This window comes from Massilia violaceinigra (assembly GCF_002752675.1).
GTDB lineage: Bacteria > Pseudomonadota > Gammaproteobacteria > Burkholderiales > Burkholderiaceae_D > Telluria_A > Telluria_A violaceinigra.
In genome coordinates this window covers 1,698,130-1,718,763 of sequence record NZ_CP024608.1, presented here as the reverse complement: position 1 = coordinate 1,718,763, position 20,634 = coordinate 1,698,130, and the positions used below count along the sequence as shown (strand labels likewise).

Genomic DNA, 20,634 nt, shown 5'->3' with positions numbered 1-20,634 from the left:
CCACACATGGCCACAAAAAGGGGCAATTCATGAAAGCGTTTCATAACGTGTTGATCGTCGGCGGCGGCACCGCTGGATGGCTCACCGCCTGCTACCTGGCGCGCACCCTCGGCACGGCCGGAGCGGGTGCGGCTGGCGTGAGCATCACCCTGGTCGAGTCGCCCGAGATCGGCATCATCGGCGTGGGCGAAGGCACCTTCCCCTCGATCCGCGCGACCCTGGCGGCGATCGGCATCGACGAAGCGCGCTTCGTGCGCGAATGCCAGGCCACCTTCAAGCAGGGCGTGCGCTTCAACCACTGGGTGCGCCCGGCCGGCGCGCCCGGCGCCGACCACTACTTCCATCCCTTCAGCCAGCCGAGCCAGCGCCAGGGCGGACCCGAATTGCTGCCGCACTGGCTGCAGGGCACTGCCGGCGCCGGCATCCCGTTCGCCGAAGCGGCGACCATGCAAAAGCGCGTGGCCGATGCCGCGCACGGGCCCAAACGCCTGGCCGACGCCGACTATACGGGGCCGATGAACTACGCCTACCACTTCGACGCCGGGCGCTTCGCGGCCCTGCTGGCCGAGCATGGGCGATTCCTCGGCGTGCGCCACGTGCAGGCCACCGTGGAACGGGTCGAACTCGATGCCGGCGGTGCGATCGCCTGCGTGCACACGCGCGAACACGGCGCGCTGGGCGCGGACCTGTTCGTGGACTGCACCGGTTTCAGGGCCGCGCTGATCGGCGACGCGCTCGGCTCACCGTTTCGCAAGATGGACGACGTGCTGTTCGTCGACCGCGCGCTGGCCATGCAGGTGCCCTACCCTTCGCCTGATACGCCGATCCCCTCGTACACCGTCTCCACCGCGCACGAAGCCGGATGGACCTGGGACATCGGCCTGCAGCAGCGGCGCGGGATCGGCTACGTGTATTCGAGCCGGCACACGACCGATGAACGCGCCGAAGAGGTGCTGCGCCAGTACATCGGCCCGGCCGCTGACGGGCTCACGCCGCGCCAGCTGAAACTCAACATCGGCTACCGCGACGTGCAGTGGGTGAAAAACTGCGTAGCGGTCGGCCTGTCGGGCGGGTTTCTGGAGCCGCTCGAATCGTCCGGCATCGGCCTGATCGAAACGGCGGCCTACCTGATCGGCCACCTGTTCCCGTTCAACGGCGACACGGCGCCGGTGGCGGCCCAGTTCAACCGCCTGATGCGCGAGCGCTACGAGCGCGTGGTGGACTTCATCAAGCTGCACTACTGTCTCTCGCAGCGCACCGATTCGGCCTTCTGGACCGACAACACCGACCCGCGTTCGATTCCCGCTTCGCTGCGCGACAAGCTGGCCATGTGGCGCTGCCGGCCCCCGCACCGGCTCGACTTCGTGGCCGACGTCGAGATGTACCCGACGTCGAGCTGGCAGTACGTGCTGTACGGGATGGAGTTCGCCACCGGGCTGCATCCGAGCGCCTGCCAGCCGGAGCGGCGCGACGAGGCGGCCGCCGAATTTGCCATGATCGCCAAACTGGCCGGGCATGCGCTGGCCGACCTGCCGCCGCACCGCGCGCTGGTCGAGCACTTGTGCCAACGACGATGAGAAACAAGCGATGATCAATAACGACAACAGTCCCGTGACCCTGCACCAGGTGGCGCACGCCGCCGGCGTTTCGCCAGCCACCGCGTCGCGCTTCATGAACGGCACCGCCAGGGTGTCGGATGCCAAGCGGCGCAGCATTGAAGAAGCGATCGAACGCCTGAACTACAAGCCGAACCTGGTGGCGCAGGGCCTGAAAATGGGCAGCACGCGCACCATCGGCGTGCTGACGCAGTCGCTGGTGAGCGGCTACTTCAATGACGCCATGGTCGGCATCGAGGATGCGGTCAAGGCGGCCGGCTATGCGCTCCTGATCATGAGCGGCCACTGGCACGCGACCGAGGAAGCCGAGCGGGTCGAACTGCTGATCGGACGGCGCGTGGACGGCGTGGTGATCCTGACCGGGAACATGAGCGACACGCAGATCCTCGATTTTTCGCAGCGCGTGCCGATCGTGGCGTTCGGGCGCAAGCTCGAAGGCGAGCGCGTATTCGGTTTTGTCCTCGACAATTACGGCGCCGCCTGCGAGGCGATGGAACTGCTGATCGAGCAGGGCCACCGGCGCATCGCGTTCATTCGCGGCTCCGACGACCAGGAAGATGCGCACGCGCGCCTGGCCGGCTATCGCGACACCCTGGCGCGACACCGCATCGAGCCCGATCCAGGGTTGATCGTGGCGGGCGACTTCCAGGAGTCCGGCGGGCTGCAGGCGGTGAACCAGCTGCTCACGTCCGGGGCGCGCTTTTCCGCCATTTTCGCGGCCAACGATCTCTCAGCCTATGGCGCGCGCCTGGCGCTGTACCGGCGCAGCATCCGCGTGCCGGAAGACGTGTCGATCATCGGCTTCGACGACCTGCATAGTTCGATGTACACCACCCCGCCCCTGACCACGGTGCGCCAGCCGCTGTACGACGTTGGTTCGTGCATCGGGACCATGATGCTGGGGATGATCGGGCATCACCAGGTGAAGGTGCCGCTGCCGGCACTGAGCTTGGTGGTGCGGGAGTCGGTCAGGCGGCTGACTTAGGCGATACTGCGCCGCAGACACGCGCCGGCGCCGGCGATGTCTTCGAACGCCGAATCGAGCGTCGTGAACACGTCCCAGCGCGCCCCGCCGCGTTGTGCGGCGATCATGTCGATTACGATGGATCCGGTTCGTCTGCCTCGGGCGGATGCGCCATTGCGTAAGCCATGACCGCCAGCACCGGCACAATCCAGAGCAGAACCAGGCCCACCTGGGACAGACCATTCATCACATAAAACAGGAACGGTCCCAGCATCAGCGCGGTCATGAACAGCAGCGCCAGCATCGTCATTTTCTGGCGAAATGGGCGGCGCGTAATACAGAGAAAATAACAAAGGAAAAGCAGCGACTGCATGAATGGACCGAACATGTATATCCCATAAAAGGCAACCGCCTGTCCTGTCACACTGGGATTCGCAAATGCGGCAAATGGTGTGCAGAGACCCACCATGAGTACGGTCACATGCAAGAGATGACGGCGTGGGTTCATTCTTCTCCAATAGGCACTACGCTCCACGCGACAGCCAGGTCTGCTGAACAGCGTGGACGTGGTTGACAATATCTTCCGGCGCGAGGGTCAGCACCCACCGCTCGAACGACAGCGCAGGGTCGTGCGGCGCGTTCATGAAGTTCGCGCGGCACGCGGCCATGAATTCGCCCAGTTCCCTGCCCTGGTAGCCGGTTTGCGCGGCGACGAACGTGCCGTTCCAGACCAGTTTGGCGCGCTTGTGGGTTTCATGCTCATCGATGGCCGCCAGGTATTGCGGGCGCGCATCAAGGAAGATGTCGTTGAAGATGCGCTGCTCCCAGTCGGCCCGTTCGGCATCGCGCTCGGGCGAGTTCCTGCCGCCATCCCAGGCTGACCAGGTATAGCGGTCGAGTTCCGGTTTGTCTTCGATCCATGTCAGGAACGCGGTGTACGACGGCCGCTTGGCGTCGCGCACGCGGCTGGCGGCATTGCGGTTGTCGAGCAGGTAAATCTGGCGATGGAAATACGGGGTCGAGGCGGCGAAGCGGAACACGTCGTCGAGCTTCTCGAAGCCGGCCAGATAGCGCACGTGGTCGTAGCCGAGCAGGGCGAACGTTTTGGCGACGTCGCGCGTGATGAGGATCTCGGCGAACACCTGGTCGTTGTCGCGCAGGAGTTTCCACAGGCCGTCATGGCCGTACTTGAGGCCCATCTTGTGGGCGATCCGGCCCATCAGGTTTCCCAGGTCGTTGAAGGCGTAGTACGAGGCGGCGAATTCCATTTCTTCGGCCGGGGTGGTGATCAGGTCGATCTGCATCGAGCGGAAATCGAAGGAGACCACGTCGCCATTGACGATCAGGTCCTGCGGCGCGAAGGCGGCTTTGACCTGCTCGATCCAGTCGGGCGGCAGGTGGGTCGATTCGATCAGGATGTCGCTGTCGCCGAAGGTTTCCTTTTGGCCGTAGGCGAGGATCGGCTGGCAGCGAATCGCGGGGAACAGCGCGCGCAGCTTGTCGATCGTGGCGGCGGTGATGGCGGCGTAATCGGCGGCCGACTGGCGGGTGACGCCGACGTGTTTCATGGCGTTTCCACCCATGGCAGACTCCTTATGTGCGGATTTTCGACAGCAGCTTGGTGGTCGAGCGGTCGTGTTCGAAATCGATGGCGATGGCCTGGCCGCCGTAGGCCAGCACGGCCTGGCCTTCGGGAATGGCCTGCATGTCGTAGTCGCCGCCCTTGGCGTAGATGTCCGGTCGCGCTTCGAGGACTACTTCGAGCGCGGTGTCTTCGTCGAAGTCGACGACCAGGCTGACCGATTCGAGCGCAGCCAGCACGGCCATGCGGTCCTGGGCGGTGTTGAGCGGACGGTCGTCGCCCTTGCCGAGGCGTTTGACCGAGGCGTCGGTGTTGGCCGCGACCACCAGCGAGGCGCCCAGGGCGCGCGCTTGGGCGAGGTAGGTGACGTGGCCACGGTGCAGGATGTCGAAGACGCCGTTGGTCAGCACTACCGGTTTGGGCAGGGCGGCGACGCGGGCGGCGAGATCAAGGCGGGTGCAGATTTTGTTTTCGAAGTCGGGCATGGGGGCTTACCGTGTAATTCAATTAGATAGCATCGTCGTTCCCGCGCAGGCGGGAACCCAAGCCCGTTGCTAAGCCGAGAAAACTTGGGTTCCCGCCTGCGCGGGAACGACGATGTGGTGGCGGGAAACGACGGGGGGTAGCGGTAACGACGAAGAGCTTACTCTGCCTCTTCCTCATCCTCATCGACCGCCATCGACAAATCGTTCGAGCGCGATGCGGTGGCGGTGCCGGGTTCCTTGCGGTCGCCGCGCAGTTTGATCTGCAGGCGCAGGCCGTTGGCCGAGTCGGCGTTGCGGATCGCTTCGTCGTAGCCAATCTGCCCGCGGTTGTACAACTCGTACAGCGCCTGGTCGAAGGTGCACATGCCCAGCTCGCGCGACTTGTGCATGATCTCCTTGATCGACTGGAAATTCCCCTTCAGGATCATCTCGCTGATCGTGGCCGTATTGAGCAAGATCTCGATCGCCGCCTTGCGCCCCTTCCCGTCTTCCGTGCGCACCAGCCGCTGCGAGACGATCGCGCGCAGGTTCGACGACAGGTCCATCAGCAACTGGTTGCGCCGCTCTTCCGGGAAGAAGTTGATGATGCGGTCCATGGTCTGGTTCGAGTTATTCGCATGCAGGGTGCCCAGGCACAGGTGGCCCGTCTCGGCGAACGCGATCGCGTGCTCCATCGTTTCGGTATCGCGGATTTCGCCGATCAGGATCACGTCCGGCGCCTGGCGCAGGGTGTTTTTCAGCGCCGCGTGCCACGAATGCGTGTCCACCCCCACTTCGCGGTGGGTGATCAGGCAGCTCTTGTTCCTGTGGACGTACTCGACCGGGTCTTCCACCGTGATGATGTGCCCCGCCGAATTGGCGTTGCGGTAATCGATCATCGCCGCCAGGGTGGTCGACTTGCCCGAGCCCGTGCCGCCTACCACCAGCACCAGCCCGCGCTTGGTCATCACGACATCTTTCAGCACTTCCGGCAGGTCGAGTTTCTCGAAATTCGGGATTTCGGACGCGATCGTCCGCACCACCATCGCCACGCACTGCTGCTGCACGTATACATTGACGCGGAAACGACACACATTCGGCAAAGAAATTGCAAAATTACATTCCATTTCCTTCTCGAACTCATTGCGTTGCTTGTCGTTCATTAACGACAGGGCCAGCGCACGCGTGACTTCGCCGGTGAGCTTTTGCTGACTCATCGGTTTCATGGAGCCCTGAAACTTCATGCTCGGAGGAAAATCGGCCGAGATGAACAGGTCGGAACCGCCCTGATGGTGCATCACGGTCAGTAATTTATGGATGTAGGCCTGCGCTTCCAGAGGGCCAAAAGTGGTGGACATGCTCGCCTTTCAAATGGTCGGCAGGTCGAAAATCCGCCTGCGGCACAATTATATCGACTGCATTCCGGTAGAATATAATTTCTTTGCTGACGCACAAGCAACTTCGTGTCACGACAGTCGCGCCGCGCCTGTCTTCTTCCTGCCCGCACCCATATGACCCTGACTGAACTGAAATATATCGTTGCCGTCGCGCGTGCGAGACATTTCGGACACGCCGCCGAAGCGTGTTACGTCGCCCAACCCACGTTGTCGGTCGCGATCAAGAAGCTCGAAGACGAGCTCGGCGTGGTGCTGTTCGAGCGCGGGGGCGCGGAAATTTCCGTCACCCCGCTCGGGGCGCAGATCATCGCGCAGGCCGAACGCGTGCTGGAACAGACCGCCGCCATCAAGGAACTCGCCAAGCAGAACAAGGACCCGCTGGCCGGGCCCCTGCGCCTGGGGGTGATCTACACCATCGGCCCGTACCTGTTGCCGCCGCTGGTGAAGAACATCATCGAGCGGGTGCCGCAGATGCCGCTGATCTTGCAGGAAAATTTCACCGTGCGCCTGCTCGAACTGCTGCGCCAGGGCGAACTGGACGCGGCCATCATGGCGCTGCCGCTGCCCGAACATGGGATGTCGATGCAAACCCTGTACGACGAACCGTTCGTCGTGGCCGTGCCGCAAAACCACCCGTGGGCCAAGCGCAGCGCTATCTCGGCCCAGGATTTGAAATCCGAAACGATGTTGTTATTAGGCAACGGTCACTGTTTCCGCGACCAGGTGCTGGAAGTGTGTCCGGAAATGGCGCGCTTCTCGTCGCCGGGCAACGGCATGCAGCGCACCTTTGAAGGTTCGTCGCTGGAAACGATCCGCCACATGGTTGCCAGCGGCATCGGCCTGACCGTGCTGCCGCGCGCCTCGGTGCCGGACATGCATTCGCGCAGCAGCATGCTGGCCTTCGTGCCGTTCGAGGCGCCGGTGCCCGAGCGCCGCGTGGTCATCGTCTGGCGCAAGAGTTTCACCCGCCGCGCCGCGATCGAAGCGGTGTGCGAGGCGGTTGCCGCCTGCGACCTTCCGGGCGTCGAGATGTTCGTGCCTGATCGGGCCGTTCCCGATGGGGATATGCAACCCGCTGCACGATGATCGGCACGCCTGGGCCGGCCAGGCCCGCGGCGGGAAGCGCCTGCTCGGCGCGCTCCTGGCCCTCGCCACCTGCGCGGGAACGCCAGCGCTGACCGGTTCGCCCGGCACCGCCCCGGCCACCTCGCAGCGCTGCCGCGCTAGCGAGGGCGCCAGCATGCCTTCGGCAGGCTTGGCAAGGCCGCTCCCCCACCCCTCGAGGCGGGAAAAACGAGGCCTGCCCCGGACCGTTCGATTGCGGCCATTGAAAATATGTTCCGATAGCAAAAACGCTACAATTGTATTTACCTAAGCGACACATCGCATCTGGCGCCACCTCCCCGGATCTGCCGCCGAGCTTGCTTTTTCGACAGGACAGGATGCCCAACATGTTTGCGACCAAACTACTCAGGCTGAAAGATACCGCAGCGACTGTCGCCAGCGAGATCGCTCCTTTCGCTTCCGAGGTCGACAGCGAGGCCGCCTGGCCTGCCCGTTCGATGGCCGCGCTGTCGAAGGCCGGGCTGATGGGCCTGCAAGTGCCTGAACAACTCGGCGGCCATGGCCAGGGCCTGCTCGCGCTGGCGGTGCTGACCGAAACGCTGGGCAAGGCCTGCCCGTCGTCCGCGCTGTGCTTCGGCATGCATTGCGTGGGGACGGCCGTGATCGCCGCCAAGGCGACCTCCTACCAATCCGAGAATTACCTGAGCAAGATTGCGCGCGGGGAGCATATCACCACCCTGGCCCTGTCCGAAAGCGGGACCGGCGCCAACTTCTATCTTTCCGAAACGCTGATCACCCTCGCCGCAGGCCAGTTCCTGGTCAATGGAACCAAGCAGTTCGTCACCAACGGCGGGCGCGCCGACTCGTACGTGATCTCGGCACTGAGTCCGGATTCCGGCGAAATTGGCGACTTGAGCTGCCTGATCGTCGACAGCGACACAGCCGGGGTCGAATGGCTGGAACCCTGGCACGGCTTCGGCATGCGCGGAAACTCTTCACGCGGTATGCGTCTGACGGATGCGCGCGTGCCGCTCACCAATCTGTTGGGCGATACTGGCGACCAGATCTGGTACGTGTTCGAAGTCATCGCGCCCTACTTTCTCATGGCAATGGCGGGCAGTTACCTCGGCATCGCGCAATCAGCACTCGAGGCCGTTGGCGAGCATCTGCGCACGCGGCGCTACAGCCATACCGGCGACTCGTTGCGCCACATCGAGCAGTTGCAGATGAAGTACGCCGACATGTGGAGGTCCATCGAAAAGACACGGCAACTGCTGTACGCAGCCGGAGAACGCGGCGACCGCGGCGACCCGGACGCGCTCCCGTTCATTTTGTCCTGCAAGGCCGATGCCGCCGAAACCGCCGTGGCGGTCACCAATGAAGCGATGACGATTTGCGGCGGGATCGCCTACCGCGAGAACAGCCGGGTGAGCCAGATGCTGCGCGATGCACGCGCCGGGCATGTGATGTCGCCCACGACCGATATGCTGAAAATCTGGACCGGGCGCTCTTTGCTGGGCTTGCCGTTACTGTGACAGCGCCGTGAACTATAAACTCATCCTTCTCATCGTCCCGGACCCGCACGCGGACATCGATGGCGCGCTCGCGCAGCCGCTCAAGGAGCTGCAGCTCGACGCCGTCCTGGCTGCGCCGGCCGACGCCGTCGAGTGCATCCAGGACCTGATCGGCCAGGACCGCGAACCGTCTGTCGTTCTGGTCGGGCCCGGCGTCGGCAATTCTGCCTCGATCGCCCGGCAGATTCGCACTGTCTGGCCGGTCGGACAGATTCTCTTCGTACCGGCCTGGGAACAGTTCGAGGCGGTGCAGACCGAATTGCGCTATGTGCCCATGCTCGGCCCGAACTGGTCCCTGGTGGCGCTGGGAGATCCGCGCCTGGGCGAGAAGTTGATGCGCGCAGTGCAGGCAAGCCGCCAGCGCTCGCGCCTGCGCACCACCCTGGACCGCGCCAACGTCCGGCTGGCGGAACCCAAACCGGTCGATAGCGTCGCCTATCGCCAATCGGTGATTTCGGAGCATTACCTGGCCAGTTTGCTGCAGCACTCGTCGGATGCGATTTTCTCGCTGGGCCCGCGCGATAACGTCCTGTATTGGAGCACGGGGGCGGAGCGGCTGTTCCAGTGTCGTCCGCGGCACAACCAGCCGGCTGCCGAGCTGCCGTTCTGGTCAGCCATGCTCGGTACGCTGCTGACGCGTATCCATGCCGGCGCATCGCCATTGACAGCGAAAATGAGCACCGTCATCGATGCGCAAACGCTGCACCTGGAAGTGTCGCTGGCACGGGTGCAGGATGAACACCATACGTTTATCGGTACCTCGATCTCGGCGCGCGATGTCTCCGACGTCGTGCGCGCCATCGAAATGGAACGTGCGGGGCGCCAGAATGCCGAGCGCCTGGGGCGCATCAAGGACGAATTCCTTGCCCTGCTCTCGCATGAGCTGCGCACGCCGCTCAGCGCGGTCATCGGTCGTACGCAACTTCTGCGCATTCAGCACCGCGATGCGCCCGACCTGCAGTACTCGCTCAATATTATCGAACGCAATGCCAAGCTGCAGGCCAAGCTGATCGAGGATCTGCTGGATGTGTCCGCGATCGTCACCGGCAAGCTCACCCTGCAACTGCACAACATCGCGGTGCTCGACCTGCTGCGCGCGGCCACTGATTCGGTGCAGGCAATGACCGACGCCAAGCAGCTCAAGCTGATGACGCAATATGCAGTCGGCGCGGTGACGATCGCGGGCGACGTGTACCGGCTCCAGCAGGTGCTCTACAATATCCTGAGTAATTCAATCAAGTTCACGCCGGAAGGAGGCACGGTTCACGTGCGCGCGTCGCTCGTCTCGCACAGCCTCGTGCAGATCGTCATCGAAGACACCGGGTGCGGCATCGCTGCCGAATTCCTGCCGTATGTGTTCGACAAATTCGGCCAGGAAGACGCCTCGAGCACGCGCCGCTATGGCGGCCTGGGAATCGGCCTGTCGATTGCGAAACAGCTCGCCGAACTGCATTCAGGGACCATTGCGGTGACCAGTCCGGGGCGCGGGCTCGGCACCAGCTTTACGCTACGCTTTCCTGTTGTCTCTGCGGGCGACGGCACAGGGCCTGCCCACCAGCACCCGGCGCTGCCGGCGGCGCAGTCGCGCATGCTTGCACAGCGCCGCATTCTCCTCGTGGAAGACGCCGCCGATACGCGCGAGTTGCTTAAAGACGTGCTCAGCGCGCATGGCGCGCACGTGCTCACGGCACCATCGGCGCTGCTCGCGCTCGATTTGCTCGGTAGCGAGGCGCTCGACGTGGTCGTTAGCGATATCGGCATGCCGCAGATGGATGGCTACCAGCTGATCGGCGAGATCCGGCGGCGTGGCTTTGCGGGCGACACGCTGCCGGCGGTGGCCCTGACCGCATTCGCCAGCACCCTGGATCGCCAGCGGGCGTTCGATGCCGGTTTTCAGGCGCATGTGGCAAAGCCGTTTATCGTGACGGAACTGGTGGCTACCCTCACAGCGCTTCTGGAGCGGCAGGACCAGCCGGTTCCCTGAGCGAGGGCGCGTGCGGCTTGCCTGTGCAACACGGCGTTCACGCCTTCGTGCAAACACAGTAAAATCCAAGGCTCGCCCACGACAGTCGCGCCAGCGACCCAACCATGAACAAGTTGTCGCTGTACTTCCGCCTGGTCCGGCTGGACAAGCCGATTGGCATCCTGCTGCTGCTCTGGCCCACGCTGATCGCTCTCTGGATCGCCGCGCGGGGCAGGCCCGACCCCGCCGTCGTTGCCATCTTCACCCTCGGCACCGTCCTGATGCGTTCGGCCGGCTGCGCCATCAACGATTACGCCGACCGCGACTTCGACAAGCACGTCAAGCGCACCGCCGAACGTCCCCTCACCAGCGGGCGCATCAAGAGCTGGGAAGCGCTGGCTGTCGCCGCCACCCTGTCCGTGATTTCCTTCCTGCTGATCCTGCCGCTCAACACCCTGACCAAGCAGCTCTCCGTGGCCGCCGTCATCATCGCCGGCAGCTATCCCTACTTCAAGCGCTTTTTCGCCATTCCCCAGGCCTACCTGGGCATCGCCTTCGGCTTCGGCATCCCGATGGGCTTTGCAGCCGTGCAGGACCAGGTGCCGGCCGCGGCCTGGTGGCTGCTGGTGGCCAATGTGTTCTGGGCCATCGCCTACGACACCGAATACGCCATGGTCGACCGCGACGACGACATCCGGATCGGCATCCGCACCTCGGCCATCACCTTCGGCCGCTTCGACGTGGCCGCCGTCATGCTGTGCTACGGCGCCGCGCTGGCCATCATCCTCGTGTGCGGCTGGCTCGAAGGCTTGCGCGGCTGGTTCGTCGGGGGAGTCGCCGTGGCCGCCGCAGTGGCGCTTTATCACTACACTTTGATCCGTGGACGCGAACGCATGGCTTGTTTTGCCGCTTTTCGCCACAACAATTGGTTGGGTGCGGCCCTTTTTGCCGGTGTGGCGTTAGACTACGCTTTCAGCTGATGTTGTTCCGATAACACAGAAAGTCAATATTGCTAACGCACAACATCTACATCGACGCGTTCGGCACACTGGGCTTTCCTATAAATTCACTTACGAGGTAACAAAAATGATCGAATCCATCCCAACCAAACCAGGCGCGCGCGACCAGTTGATGAACGACCTGAAATCCGTGATCCAGGATGCCGAACAGTGGCTGCGCCACGGCAGCCAGCTGACCGGCGAAGAGCTGCAGGCGGCCAAGGCCAAGTTCGAGCGCACCCTGACGAGCGCCAAGGCGGACCTGATTCGCCTGGAAGAAGCGGTGGTCCATAAAACCAAGGTCGCGGCCAAGGCGACGGACGAGTACGTGCAAGAGAACCCGTGGAAAGCGGTCGGGATCGGTGCTGCAGCCGGCTGCATCATCGGCATGCTCATTTCGCGCAGGTAAGGCGCATGGCGATCGCCGAATCGGTGGGGCGGATCGGGGCGACCCTCGTCGCCATGGTGCAAACGCGGCTGGAACTGGCCGCCGTCGAGGTGCAGGAGGAGCTGCAACGCTTTCTTGGGTATTTCGTGCTTGCGCTGGCGTCGCTGATCCTGTTCGGCATCGCCGCCTTGCTGGTGGTGCTGCTGGTGGTGGTCATTTTCTGGGACAGCTACCGGCTCGAAGCCATTGGCGCCATGGCGGCGCTGTTCGGCGTCGCCGGCGGCCTGATTGCGATGCAGGTCAAGCGCAGTTTCGACGCGCGTCCGCGTCTGCTGGGAGCGACCGTGGCTGAACTGAACAAGGACGTCAATTTCATCAGGAATGCGGGGCACGCCGATGAGTAACGACAAACTGTCGCTGGCCGAACGGCGCGAGGCGCTGATTGTGCAGTGTTCGATGCAGCGGCGCGACGCCGCGCGCGAGATTGGCGCGCTGATGACGCCCCTGAATCATCCGGCGGGCGGGATCGGCAAACTGTTCGGTGGCGGCGGCATGAAGCTGCCGCTGGGGATCGTCGGGACGGTGGCTGGGTTGGTCATGGCCAAGTCGGGCAAGGTGCTGCCGATGCTGACCATGGGCCTGTCGCTGATCAAGGCGGCGCGCAGTGTCATGGGGCTGGTGCGCAAGAAATAAGCCCCTCGTCTCTGGCATTGCCAGAACCGGCTTCCCGCGACCCGGATACGGGTGAAATGGCGATTGGCGAAAAAGCGGTCGATCCCGCAGCGCCCACGCCGGGCAAGTCCGGGTCTTGCCCGGCGCCGCAGCCTGGCGCAGCAGGGACCTTGGTAATGTGCGGATCGACGCCCACGCGCTTGCCCGCATCCTCCATATGTAGCACCATCAATAATATGTTGAGCAAGAGCTTCTCGCTGTCATTCACCTGATCGACACAGGTACTTTTCCCTGAAGGCACAATATCGGCATCGCGCTCGCCCAACGGCTGCAGACGCGCCTTGCCGTTTGTAGCATCCGGTTCCAGGCCCAGGCAGATACGCGCGCGCACCCAGGGTCGAGCAGGTGGATCTTGGGACTGTCGGCAGCGCCAGGTCCGGCCGCGCCAGCAAGTTCAACGCTTCATTAAGCTGTTTGCCCTGGGGCAGCAGCATGTCATCGGTCTGGCCCTCGCCAGTGCCGGGCCGGGGTGGCGCTGCGGGTGGTGGGCGTGATGGCCGGCAGAATGAACAGGGCTTCGAGCCGGTCCACGAACAGGGCGCAGGGTGGCGCGGCCGCCAGCATCGTGTGGTCGCGTCAATTCGACTTTTGCGAACCTGGGCGATCGCCCGGCGGAGCTCCTGGCGGCCGGGATTTGCGCGGGCCTGCGCCAGCATGCCGCCGGCGCCGGCCGGTTACCGTAACAAGGCGGACTGTAACGGTAAAGATACTTATCGCGCAGACAAGAGACTGCCACACTGGATACATCCGCCCACCACCGAGCGCCCAACGCCCACCACCAGGAGCGCAGCATGATGATCCCGTCCAATCTCGAAATGCATGATGTACTGGCCGCCTTCCATGCCGTTCCCGACGCCGCCACGCGCAACTACTACGCCTGCCCGGTCGATCCCACCTCACCTGGCGGCATGGTGCTCTCGCATTTCAAGGGCATTGCCGCCTACGCCGACAAGCTCATTTTCACCCACACCGACCTGGAATCCGGGGCGACCTGCGGCAAATACCTGATCGCCGACCGGCTCGGTGCCGGCGCCGACGGCACGATCGCCGCCACCTACGATACCGACGAGCAAGGCTGGTGCCATCCCTGCTCGTCCCAGGCCTGCGGCAGCTTCATGGCCATGGGCATCCAGCCGACCGAAACCAGCGGCGACCAGTCCGTGATCCAGATTTGCGACCTGCAAGCGACCCTGCGCAACGAGCCGATGCAAGTTCTTGGCAGCATCGCGCGCACCGAAGGCATCAACGGCGTGGGCATGACCAAGGAAGCGGGGCCGGGCGGGCGCTACATCGTCGCCGGCGTCAATGGAAACAGCCTGACCCTGTACCGCTCCCGCAGCGACACCCTGCAATACGGACAGATTCTGTTCGACGCGGTCTATCACACAAGCACGTTTGCCGAGTCCGGTGCTGGCCTGGCGCTGGTCACCCAGACCGATGGCCGCATTTTCATGTTCACCCTGAACGCCGATGACGACGGCAGCAACAACCTCATGTGCCTGTACAGCATCGACCTGGCGGCCGGCCTGCCCTTGTCCAAACTGGATCATCGCATCATGCCGGTGCCGGGCGTGAGCCAGTCGCTGACCGACGTGCTGAGCTACCTGCTCAACGATCAGACGCCGCTGGCCAATGCAATCATCCTGATCCTGTGGGCGCTTGCGGAAACCTATATGAATAGCAGTTTTCGATGGGGCAAGGGGCTGGCCATTACCTCGCCCGACACGGTGACCGTGTATGCGAGCGACCGCAACGTGCTGCCCCTGTCCCAGCTGACCCCCACGCGCCAGGATTTTTCGCTGGTGGTGTGGGGCGGACAAGATGCCAGCTGATCCTGCTTTCCCAGTCATGAAGTCGGCCACGAATTGGCCGCTGCAAGGGCCACGCGCCAGCTGGCGCACCCACGTACCACCACTGCGTCACAACCAACCGGAGAATCGCCATGAACAAGCCTGAGAAAATTCCCCAACGCAGCGCCGACAATGTCATTCAGTTTGCCGATCCGGTCGCCATCACCGGCCAATTTACCTCGATTCCCGCGCTTGCGGCGGCGCCGCAAGGCGGCTTTTGCATGGCCTACAGCGACGCCAACGGTGACGGGCAGATCTGGACCACGCTGTCGACCGACATGATCAAGTGGTCACACGCCACGCAAATCGACCAGCAGACCAATGTGCCGGCGCTGGCCCTGCTTGGCGACACCCTGTGCATGCTGTATGCCGGCTACGGCAACGACTTTCCGCAGTTGTATCAGACGCAGTCCACAGACGGCACCAAGTGGACGCCAGCAAATCAGATCGGACAACAAACGTCGATCCCGGCGCTCGCGGCACTCGGGGAAACGTTGTGCATGGTGTACGCCGATTCGAACGGCTCCGACCAGCTCTGGGCCAGCACCTCGCCCGACGGCATCAACTGGACACAGGCGGTGCAAATCCCCAACCAGTACACATCGGTACCGGCGCTCGCTACCATGGGCGACACGCTGTACATGGTGTACACGGGTTCGGACAGCTCGCAGTTGTACTGGACCACATCGATTGACGGGGTGAACTGGAACAACGCACAGCCCATCGACGGACAAGGCACGTCCATTCCGGCGCTGGCCTGCTTCCAGGACTGCCTGTACATGGTGTATCCCGATTCCAATGGACCGCAATTGTGGGTCAGTACCTTCCCCGACGGCACCGGTTGGAATCCCGCCCAGAAAATTCTTGACCAGGGGACCTCGGTCCCCGCGCTGGCCGCCACCGACACCCAGTTGTGCCTGGTCTATACCGACTCGTCCAGTTCCCAGCTGTACGCCACTCACCTCGTCATCAACCAGCCCGCCTAGCGGCAGCCACTGGTCCTGCCGGCACAGACAACAAGGGCCCGGCGCTTGCGCGCACGGGCCCCTGTTCGGCGAGCGTCGGGATCAGGCGGCTGCTTCGCCGCCCGGGGCTGGCACCGGATGCCGCCTTGCCCGGTTCCAAAAGTGCTGAGCAGTTTCCCCGACACTGTCGCCTTCGCGGAAAGTCGGACGATGGGTCATGCTGCGAACGACGACGCGGGGATGGCGCAAACGACGATTACCCAGCCCCCAACTCATCGCCCAACTCCCTGCCCCGCGCCGCGGCCGCCTTGATCGCGGCAACCACCTTTTCCTTCACACCACTGTCTTCCATGCTGCGCAAGGCCGCATAAGTCGTGCCGCCCTTGGACGTGACGCGCTCCCTGAGCACGGACACCGCGTCATCGGACTGCGCCGCCAGTTGCGCCGCCCCGGTGAACGTGGCCAAGGCCAGCTGCTTGCCCTGCTGCGCCGACAAGCCCAGTTCCTCGGCCGCCTGCTGCATCGCCTCGATAAAGTAAAACACATACGCCGGCCCGCTGCCCGACACCGCCGTCACCGGATCGATCATGTCCTCGCCATCGAGCCACACGGTCTGGCCCACGGCCTTCATGATGCCGTCCGCCGCCGCCTTCTGCGCTTCGTTCACGCCCGCCGTGGCCACCATGCCGGTGATGCCAAGCCCGATCAGCGCCGGCGTATTCGGCATGGTCCGCACAATCGCGCCATAGCCACCGAGCCAGCGCGACAAATCCGCCGCCCGGATGCCCGCCGCAATCGACAGGATCAGCGGCGCCCCGGTCAACTGGGGCAGCAGCGATGCCGCCACCTCGCGCATTTGCTGCGGTTTGACCGCCAGCACGATCGCATCGCACCCGGCCAGCTCGCCATCGATCGCGCCGCTGGTGCTCACGCCATGCTGCGCCTTGAGCCGCGCCAGCGCATCGGCATTCGGATCGACCACGTGAATATCCGCACCCGCGGCCAGCTTGCCCGCCAGGCCGGCGATCAGCGCCGACGCCATGTTTCCACCACCGATAAACGCAATCTTCATAGCCACCCTTATTAGTCCGCTCTTCGTTGATGTTGTTACTCGTATTGCCGTGATCCGAAAATCGCACTGCCGACCCGCACGATGGTCGCGCCTTCCGCAATCGCCGCGCCCAGGTCGGCCGACATGCCCATCGACAGCGTATCGAGCGCCAAACCGTCCGCGCGCAGCCGGTCGTACAGCACCCGCAACTGGCGAAACGCGGCGCGCTGCCGGTCGACCTGGGCCTGCGCTTCCGGGATCGCCATCAGTCCACGCAGGCGCAAGTGTGGCAGTTGCGCCACTGCGCGCGCCAATTCGGGCAATGCTTCCGGCGTGACACCACTCTTGCTAGCCTCACCACTGATGTTAACTTGCAGACAAATATTCAGCGCCCCCAGTTCCGGCGGGCGTTGTTCAGATAAACGCTGCGCTATCTTGAGCCGTTCGACGGTATGCACCCATGCGAAGCTGGCCGCGATCGGGCGCGTCTTGTTGCTCTGTATAGGGCCGATGAAGTGCCATTCCATCGGCGAAGCGGGCAGCGCGTGCGAAACCGCGGCAATTTTATCCAATGCTTCTTGCAAGTAATTCTCTCCGAACGCATACTGCCCGGCGGCAGCGGCTTCAAGTACAGCCTCGGCAGGAAAAGTCTTGGAAACGGCGAGCAATTGCACGTCGTTCCGGGAGCGGCCTGCGGCGTCGGCCGCAGCAACAATACTCGCATCGACAGCTTGCAAGTTCTGGACGATTGTGGACATAATCATTTTCGGCGGGCAATTCAATGCAGGTCGGTCGTTGCGAAATGCGCACACCATCGGCACGCGCCCATTCACGGCACAGGGATTATAAATGGACATCTCCGAATTACTCGCATTCTCCGTCAAGAACAAGGCATCCGATTTGCACCTCTCATCCGGCTTGCCGCCGATGATCCGCGTGCACGGCGACGTTCGCCGCATCAATCTGCCGCCGCTGGAGCACAAGGATGTGCACGGCATGATCTATGACATCATGAATGACGGCCAGCGCAAGCAGTACGAAGAAATGCTCGAGTGCGATTTCTCGTTTGCGATTCCGGGCCTGGCGCGTTTCCGCGTCAACGCCTTCAATCAGGAGCGCGGCGCGTCGGCGGTACTGCGGACCATTCCTTCAAAAATCCTGAGCCTGGAAGACCTGAACGCCCCGCGCATTTTCGCCGAACTGGCGATGCGTCCGCGCGGCCTGGTGCTGGTCACCGGCCCGACCGGTTCGGGCAAGTCGACGACCCTGGCGGCGATGGTCAACCACCTCAACGAAAACGAGTATGGCCACATCCTGACCATCGAAGACCCGATCGAATTCGTGCACGACTCGAAGAAGTGCCTGATCAACCAGCGCGAAGTCGGTCCGCACACACTCTCGTTCAACAACGCCTTGCGCTCGGCGCTGCGCGAAGACCCGGACTGCATCCTGGTGGGCGAGCTGCGCGACCTGGAAACCATCCGCCTGGCCCTGTCGGCCGCGGAAACGGGCCACCTTGTCTTCGGCACGCTGCACACCTCCTCGGCCGCGAAAACCATCGACCGTATCGTCGACGTGTTCCCGTCCGAAGAAAAGGAGATGGTCCGCGCGATGTTGTCCGAATCGCTGCAGGCCGTCGTTTCGCAGACGCTGCTCAAGACCAAGGACGGCTCCGGCCGTATCGCCGCGCACGAAATCATGATCGGCACGCCGGCGATCCGCAACCTGATTCGCGAAGCGAAGATCGCGCAGATGTACTCCGCGATCCAGACCGGCAGCTCGGTCGGCATGCAGACGCTGGACCAGAACCTGACCGATCTGGTTCGCCGCAACGTCATTTCCGGCGCTGCTGCGCGTTCGGCCGCCAAAACGCCGGAAAACTTCCCCGGCTAATTTTTAGGACACATTAATGGAACGCGACCAGGCCTCAAAATTCATGTTCGACCTTCTGCGTCTGATGACCAGCAAGGGCGGCTCCGACCTGTTCATCACGGCCGGTTTTCCACCGGCGATCAAGATCGACGGCAAGATCACCCCGGTGTCGAGCCAGGCGCTCACGCCATCGCACACCGCCGACCTGGCCCGTGCGATCATGAACGACAAGCAGACCGCCGGCTTCGAGCTGACCAAGGAGTCGAACTTCGCGATCAGTCCGGGCGACCTGGGACGGTTCCGGGTGTCGGCCTTCATCCAGATGAGTTCTGTCGGCATGGTGCTGCGTACCATCACCACCGCCATTCCGCGCCTGGACGACCTGGGCCTGCCGGAAATCCTGAAAGAGATCGTGATGACCAAGCGTGGCCTGGTGATCATGGTCGGCGCGACCGGTTCGGGTAAATCGACGACGCTGGCGGCCATGGTCGGGCACCGCAACGAAAACAGCTACGGGCATATCATCACGATCGAAGACCCGGTCGAATACGTTCACCCGCACAAGAACTGCGTGATCACGCAGCGCGAAGTGGGTGTCGATACCGAGTCGTTTGAAGTCGCGCTGAAAAACTCGCTGCGCCAGGCGCCGGACGTGATCCAGATCGGCGAGATCCGCGACCGCGAAACGATGGAACACGCGATTGCCTTCGCCGAAACCGGTCACCTGTGCATGGCCACCCTGCACGCCAACAGCGCCAACCAGGCGCTCGACCGCATCATCAACTTCTTCCCCGAAGAACGCCGCCAGCAGCTGCTGATGGACTTGTCGCTGAACTTGAAGGGCATGGTGTCGCAGCGCCTGATTCCGATGAAGGAAGCCAAGGGCCGCTGCGTGGCGATCGAAATCATGCTCAACTCCCCGCTCATTTCGGACCTGATCTTCAAGGGCGATGTGCACGAGATCAAGGAGATCATGAAGAAGTCGCGCGAACTGGGCATGCAGACCTTCGACCAGGCGCTGTTCGACCTGCACGAATTGGACAAGATCACCTACGAAGACGCGCTGCGCAACGCCGACTCGGTCAATGACCTGCGCCTGAACATCAAGTTGAACGGCAAGGAAGCCAAGAACCGCGACCTCTCGCACGGCACCGAGCATCTGGGTATCGTGTGACGAGCGCACTCGATTTCAAGGCGGCTGATATTTCGGGCACGCCGGTGGACCTGGCCATGTACAAGGGCCAGGTTGTGCTGGTCGTGAACACGGCCAGCGCGTGCGGCTACACGCCGCAGTACAAGGGCCTTGAAGTCGTGTACCAGCAGTTCAGGAACAAGGGCGTGGCGGTGCTCGGTTTTCCATGCAATCAGTTCGGCGGACAGGAGCCGGGCAGCGAAAGCGAGATCGGCGCGTTCTGCGAGAAGAACTACGGCGTCACGTTTCCGCTGTTCGCCAAGATCGATGTCAATGGCGATAACGCGCATCCGCTGTTCCAGCACTTGAAGAAGGCGGCGCCCGGCTTGCTGGGGACCGAGCGGATCAAGTGGAACTTCACCAAATTCCTGATCGGGAAAGACGGCAGCGTGTACAAACGCTACGCGCCAATGACCAAGCCCGAAGAGCTGGTCGAGGATATCGAGAAGCTGCTCGCCGATAAGGGCTGACGGTTACGCCGTCCGCCTGTTCTGGTCCCCGTCGTTCCCGTCCCCTCCGTCGCGCCCTCCCCGCTTCCTCATCCCCGTCGATCCTGCCATTGGCTGAAACGACGGCGATTGCTCGCACCAGCATTCACAAACCAAATAACCTTCATCAAATAATGTGCTTACATCATTCAAAATGTGAATGACGAACATTCTAATTTGAAATTGGAGTTATATGTTGCGATGCCGCATAATGTGTACATACCAAACAAACACATTGAAAAAGGATCGATATGAACATCGTGAAGAACATGGAAGCCGTCGTCATCGCCGCAGTTGCACTGACCTTTGTCACCGCCATGGCCTCCGCTGAAGCACCGCGCGCCCGCACCGCCGCACCGACTTCGCCGGCCGCTGCCGCCAAGGCCGACGCCGACGTCAAGGCCGACATGACCACCATCGTCGTCACCGGCAAGCGCCTGAGCGCGGCAGAAAAAGCGAAACTGGCCGCGTAA

Annotated in this window: 22 protein-coding genes; 15 read left to right on the top strand and 7 right to left on the bottom strand. The window is 63.0% G+C overall.

From position 1 onward, the window contains the following. The first annotated feature begins 29 nt into the window (after positions 1 to 29). Both CR152_RS07730 and CR152_RS07725 read left to right on the top strand, forming a co-directional pair. Positions 30 to 1,577, top strand: a complete 1,548-nt coding sequence (locus tag CR152_RS07730) for a tryptophan halogenase family protein (RefSeq protein ID WP_099874390.1) — start codon at positions 30 to 32, stop codon at positions 1,575 to 1,577. Positions 1,578 to 1,587: 10 nt separating this feature from the next. Continuing rightward, the gene (locus CR152_RS07725; RefSeq protein ID WP_099882085.1) at positions 1,588 to 2,601 is read left to right on the top strand and encodes a LacI family DNA-binding transcriptional regulator; all 1,014 of its coding nucleotides are present in this window, start codon (positions 1,588 to 1,590) and stop codon (positions 2,599 to 2,601) included. 112 nt (positions 2,602 to 2,713) lie between these two features. Here CR152_RS07725 and CR152_RS07720 read toward each other — a convergent pair whose 3' ends face one another. The 4 genes from CR152_RS07720 to CR152_RS07705 all read right to left on the bottom strand — a co-directional run bounded on the left by CR152_RS07720 (position 2,714) and on the right by CR152_RS07705 (position 5,984). After that, positions 2,714 to 3,088: a hypothetical protein gene (locus tag CR152_RS07720; protein ID WP_157778376.1), complete on the bottom strand. Its 375-nt coding sequence runs from the start codon at positions 3,086 to 3,088 to the stop codon at positions 2,714 to 2,716. Positions 3,089 to 3,104: 16 nt separating this feature from the next. Continuing rightward, positions 3,105 to 4,163, bottom strand: coding sequence for a nucleotidyltransferase family protein (locus CR152_RS07715; RefSeq protein WP_099874388.1), 1,059 nt, complete (start codon positions 4,161 to 4,163; stop codon positions 3,105 to 3,107). 10 nt (positions 4,164 to 4,173) lie between these two features. Then, positions 4,174 to 4,647 (bottom strand): D-glycero-beta-D-manno-heptose 1-phosphate adenylyltransferase, encoded by a 474-nt coding sequence (rfaE2, locus tag CR152_RS07710; protein ID WP_099874387.1) that lies wholly within the window; start codon positions 4,645 to 4,647, stop codon positions 4,174 to 4,176. Positions 4,648 to 4,805: 158 nt separating this feature from the next. Next, entirely contained in the window at positions 4,806 to 5,984 is a 1,179-nt protein-coding gene (locus tag CR152_RS07705; protein WP_099874386.1) for a PilT/PilU family type 4a pilus ATPase, read from the bottom strand. Positions 5,985 to 6,137: 153 nt separating this feature from the next. Here CR152_RS07705 and CR152_RS07700 point away from each other — a divergent pair, with 153 nt between their 5' ends. The 7 genes from CR152_RS07700 to CR152_RS07670 all read left to right on the top strand — a co-directional run bounded on the left by CR152_RS07700 (position 6,138) and on the right by CR152_RS07670 (position 12,704). Continuing rightward, entirely contained in the window at positions 6,138 to 7,109 is a 972-nt protein-coding gene (locus CR152_RS07700; RefSeq protein WP_099874385.1) for a hydrogen peroxide-inducible genes activator, read from the top strand. Between the two features lie 365 nt (positions 7,110 to 7,474). Continuing rightward, positions 7,475 to 8,623: an acyl-CoA dehydrogenase family protein gene (locus CR152_RS07695; RefSeq protein ID WP_208640090.1), complete on the top strand. Its 1,149-nt coding sequence runs from the start codon at positions 7,475 to 7,477 to the stop codon at positions 8,621 to 8,623. A 7-nt stretch (positions 8,624 to 8,630) separates the two neighbouring features. After that, a complete protein-coding gene (locus CR152_RS07690) occupies positions 8,631 to 10,646 on the top strand; it encodes a hybrid sensor histidine kinase/response regulator (protein ID WP_099874383.1) in 2,016 nt (671 codons plus the stop codon). 104 nt (positions 10,647 to 10,750) lie between these two features. Beyond that, complete coding sequence (gene ubiA, locus CR152_RS07685) at positions 10,751 to 11,605, top strand: 4-hydroxybenzoate octaprenyltransferase (RefSeq protein WP_099874382.1); 855 nt, start codon at positions 10,751 to 10,753, stop codon at positions 11,603 to 11,605. Between the two features lie 106 nt (positions 11,606 to 11,711). After that, a complete protein-coding gene (locus tag CR152_RS07680; RefSeq protein WP_099874381.1) occupies positions 11,712 to 12,032 on the top strand; it encodes an ElaB/YgaM/YqjD family protein in 321 nt (106 codons plus the stop codon). A gap of 5 nt (positions 12,033 to 12,037) precedes the next feature. Further along, a complete protein-coding gene (locus CR152_RS07675; protein ID WP_099874380.1) occupies positions 12,038 to 12,415 on the top strand; it encodes a phage holin family protein in 378 nt (125 codons plus the stop codon). Beyond that, complete coding sequence (locus CR152_RS07670) at positions 12,408 to 12,704, top strand: hypothetical protein (protein ID WP_099874379.1); 297 nt, start codon at positions 12,408 to 12,410, stop codon at positions 12,702 to 12,704. The genes CR152_RS07675 and CR152_RS07670 overlap by 8 nt, the downstream gene beginning before the upstream one ends. Here CR152_RS07670 and CR152_RS32750 read toward each other — a convergent pair. Next, positions 12,679 to 13,074, bottom strand: a complete 396-nt coding sequence (locus CR152_RS32750) for a hypothetical protein (RefSeq protein WP_157778374.1) — start codon at positions 13,072 to 13,074, stop codon at positions 12,679 to 12,681. The genes CR152_RS07670 and CR152_RS32750 overlap by 26 nt on opposite strands. Before the next feature lie 460 nt (positions 13,075 to 13,534). On the opposite strand from CR152_RS32750, the gene CR152_RS07665 reads away from it, so the two are divergent. Together CR152_RS07665 and CR152_RS07660 are read left to right on the top strand one after the other, a co-directional pair. Next, on the top strand, positions 13,535 to 14,575 hold the full coding sequence (locus CR152_RS07665) for a hypothetical protein (RefSeq protein WP_099874378.1): 1,041 nt from the start codon (positions 13,535 to 13,537) through the stop codon (positions 14,573 to 14,575). A gap of 110 nt (positions 14,576 to 14,685) precedes the next feature. Beyond that, the gene (locus CR152_RS07660; protein WP_099874377.1) at positions 14,686 to 15,579 is read left to right on the top strand and encodes a hypothetical protein; all 894 of its coding nucleotides are present in this window, start codon (positions 14,686 to 14,688) and stop codon (positions 15,577 to 15,579) included. A gap of 235 nt (positions 15,580 to 15,814) precedes the next feature. Here CR152_RS07660 and proC read toward each other — a convergent pair whose 3' ends face one another. Together proC and CR152_RS07650 are read right to left on the bottom strand one after the other, a co-directional pair. Then, on the bottom strand, positions 15,815 to 16,630 hold the full coding sequence (gene proC, locus CR152_RS07655) for a pyrroline-5-carboxylate reductase (protein ID WP_099874376.1): 816 nt from the start codon (positions 16,628 to 16,630) through the stop codon (positions 15,815 to 15,817). A 35-nt stretch (positions 16,631 to 16,665) separates the two neighbouring features. Beyond that, on the bottom strand, positions 16,666 to 17,367 hold the full coding sequence (locus CR152_RS07650) for a YggS family pyridoxal phosphate-dependent enzyme (RefSeq protein ID WP_099882084.1): 702 nt from the start codon (positions 17,365 to 17,367) through the stop codon (positions 16,666 to 16,668). Between the two features lie 91 nt (positions 17,368 to 17,458). Between CR152_RS07650 and CR152_RS07645 the strand changes: the two genes are divergently transcribed. From CR152_RS07645 to CR152_RS07630, 4 genes are all read left to right on the top strand, one after another. Beyond that, the gene (locus CR152_RS07645) at positions 17,459 to 18,502 is read left to right on the top strand and encodes a type IV pilus twitching motility protein PilT (RefSeq protein WP_099874375.1); all 1,044 of its coding nucleotides are present in this window, start codon (positions 17,459 to 17,461) and stop codon (positions 18,500 to 18,502) included. A 16-nt stretch (positions 18,503 to 18,518) separates the two neighbouring features. Continuing rightward, positions 18,519 to 19,655, top strand: coding sequence for a PilT/PilU family type 4a pilus ATPase (locus tag CR152_RS07640; RefSeq protein WP_099874374.1), 1,137 nt, complete (start codon positions 18,519 to 18,521; stop codon positions 19,653 to 19,655). Beyond that, positions 19,652 to 20,143 (top strand): glutathione peroxidase, encoded by a 492-nt coding sequence (locus tag CR152_RS07635; protein ID WP_099874373.1) that lies wholly within the window; start codon positions 19,652 to 19,654, stop codon positions 20,141 to 20,143. The genes CR152_RS07640 and CR152_RS07635 overlap by 4 nt, the downstream gene beginning before the upstream one ends. 269 nt (positions 20,144 to 20,412) lie before the next feature. Further along, entirely contained in the window at positions 20,413 to 20,634 is a 222-nt protein-coding gene (locus CR152_RS07630; protein ID WP_099874372.1) for a hypothetical protein, read from the top strand.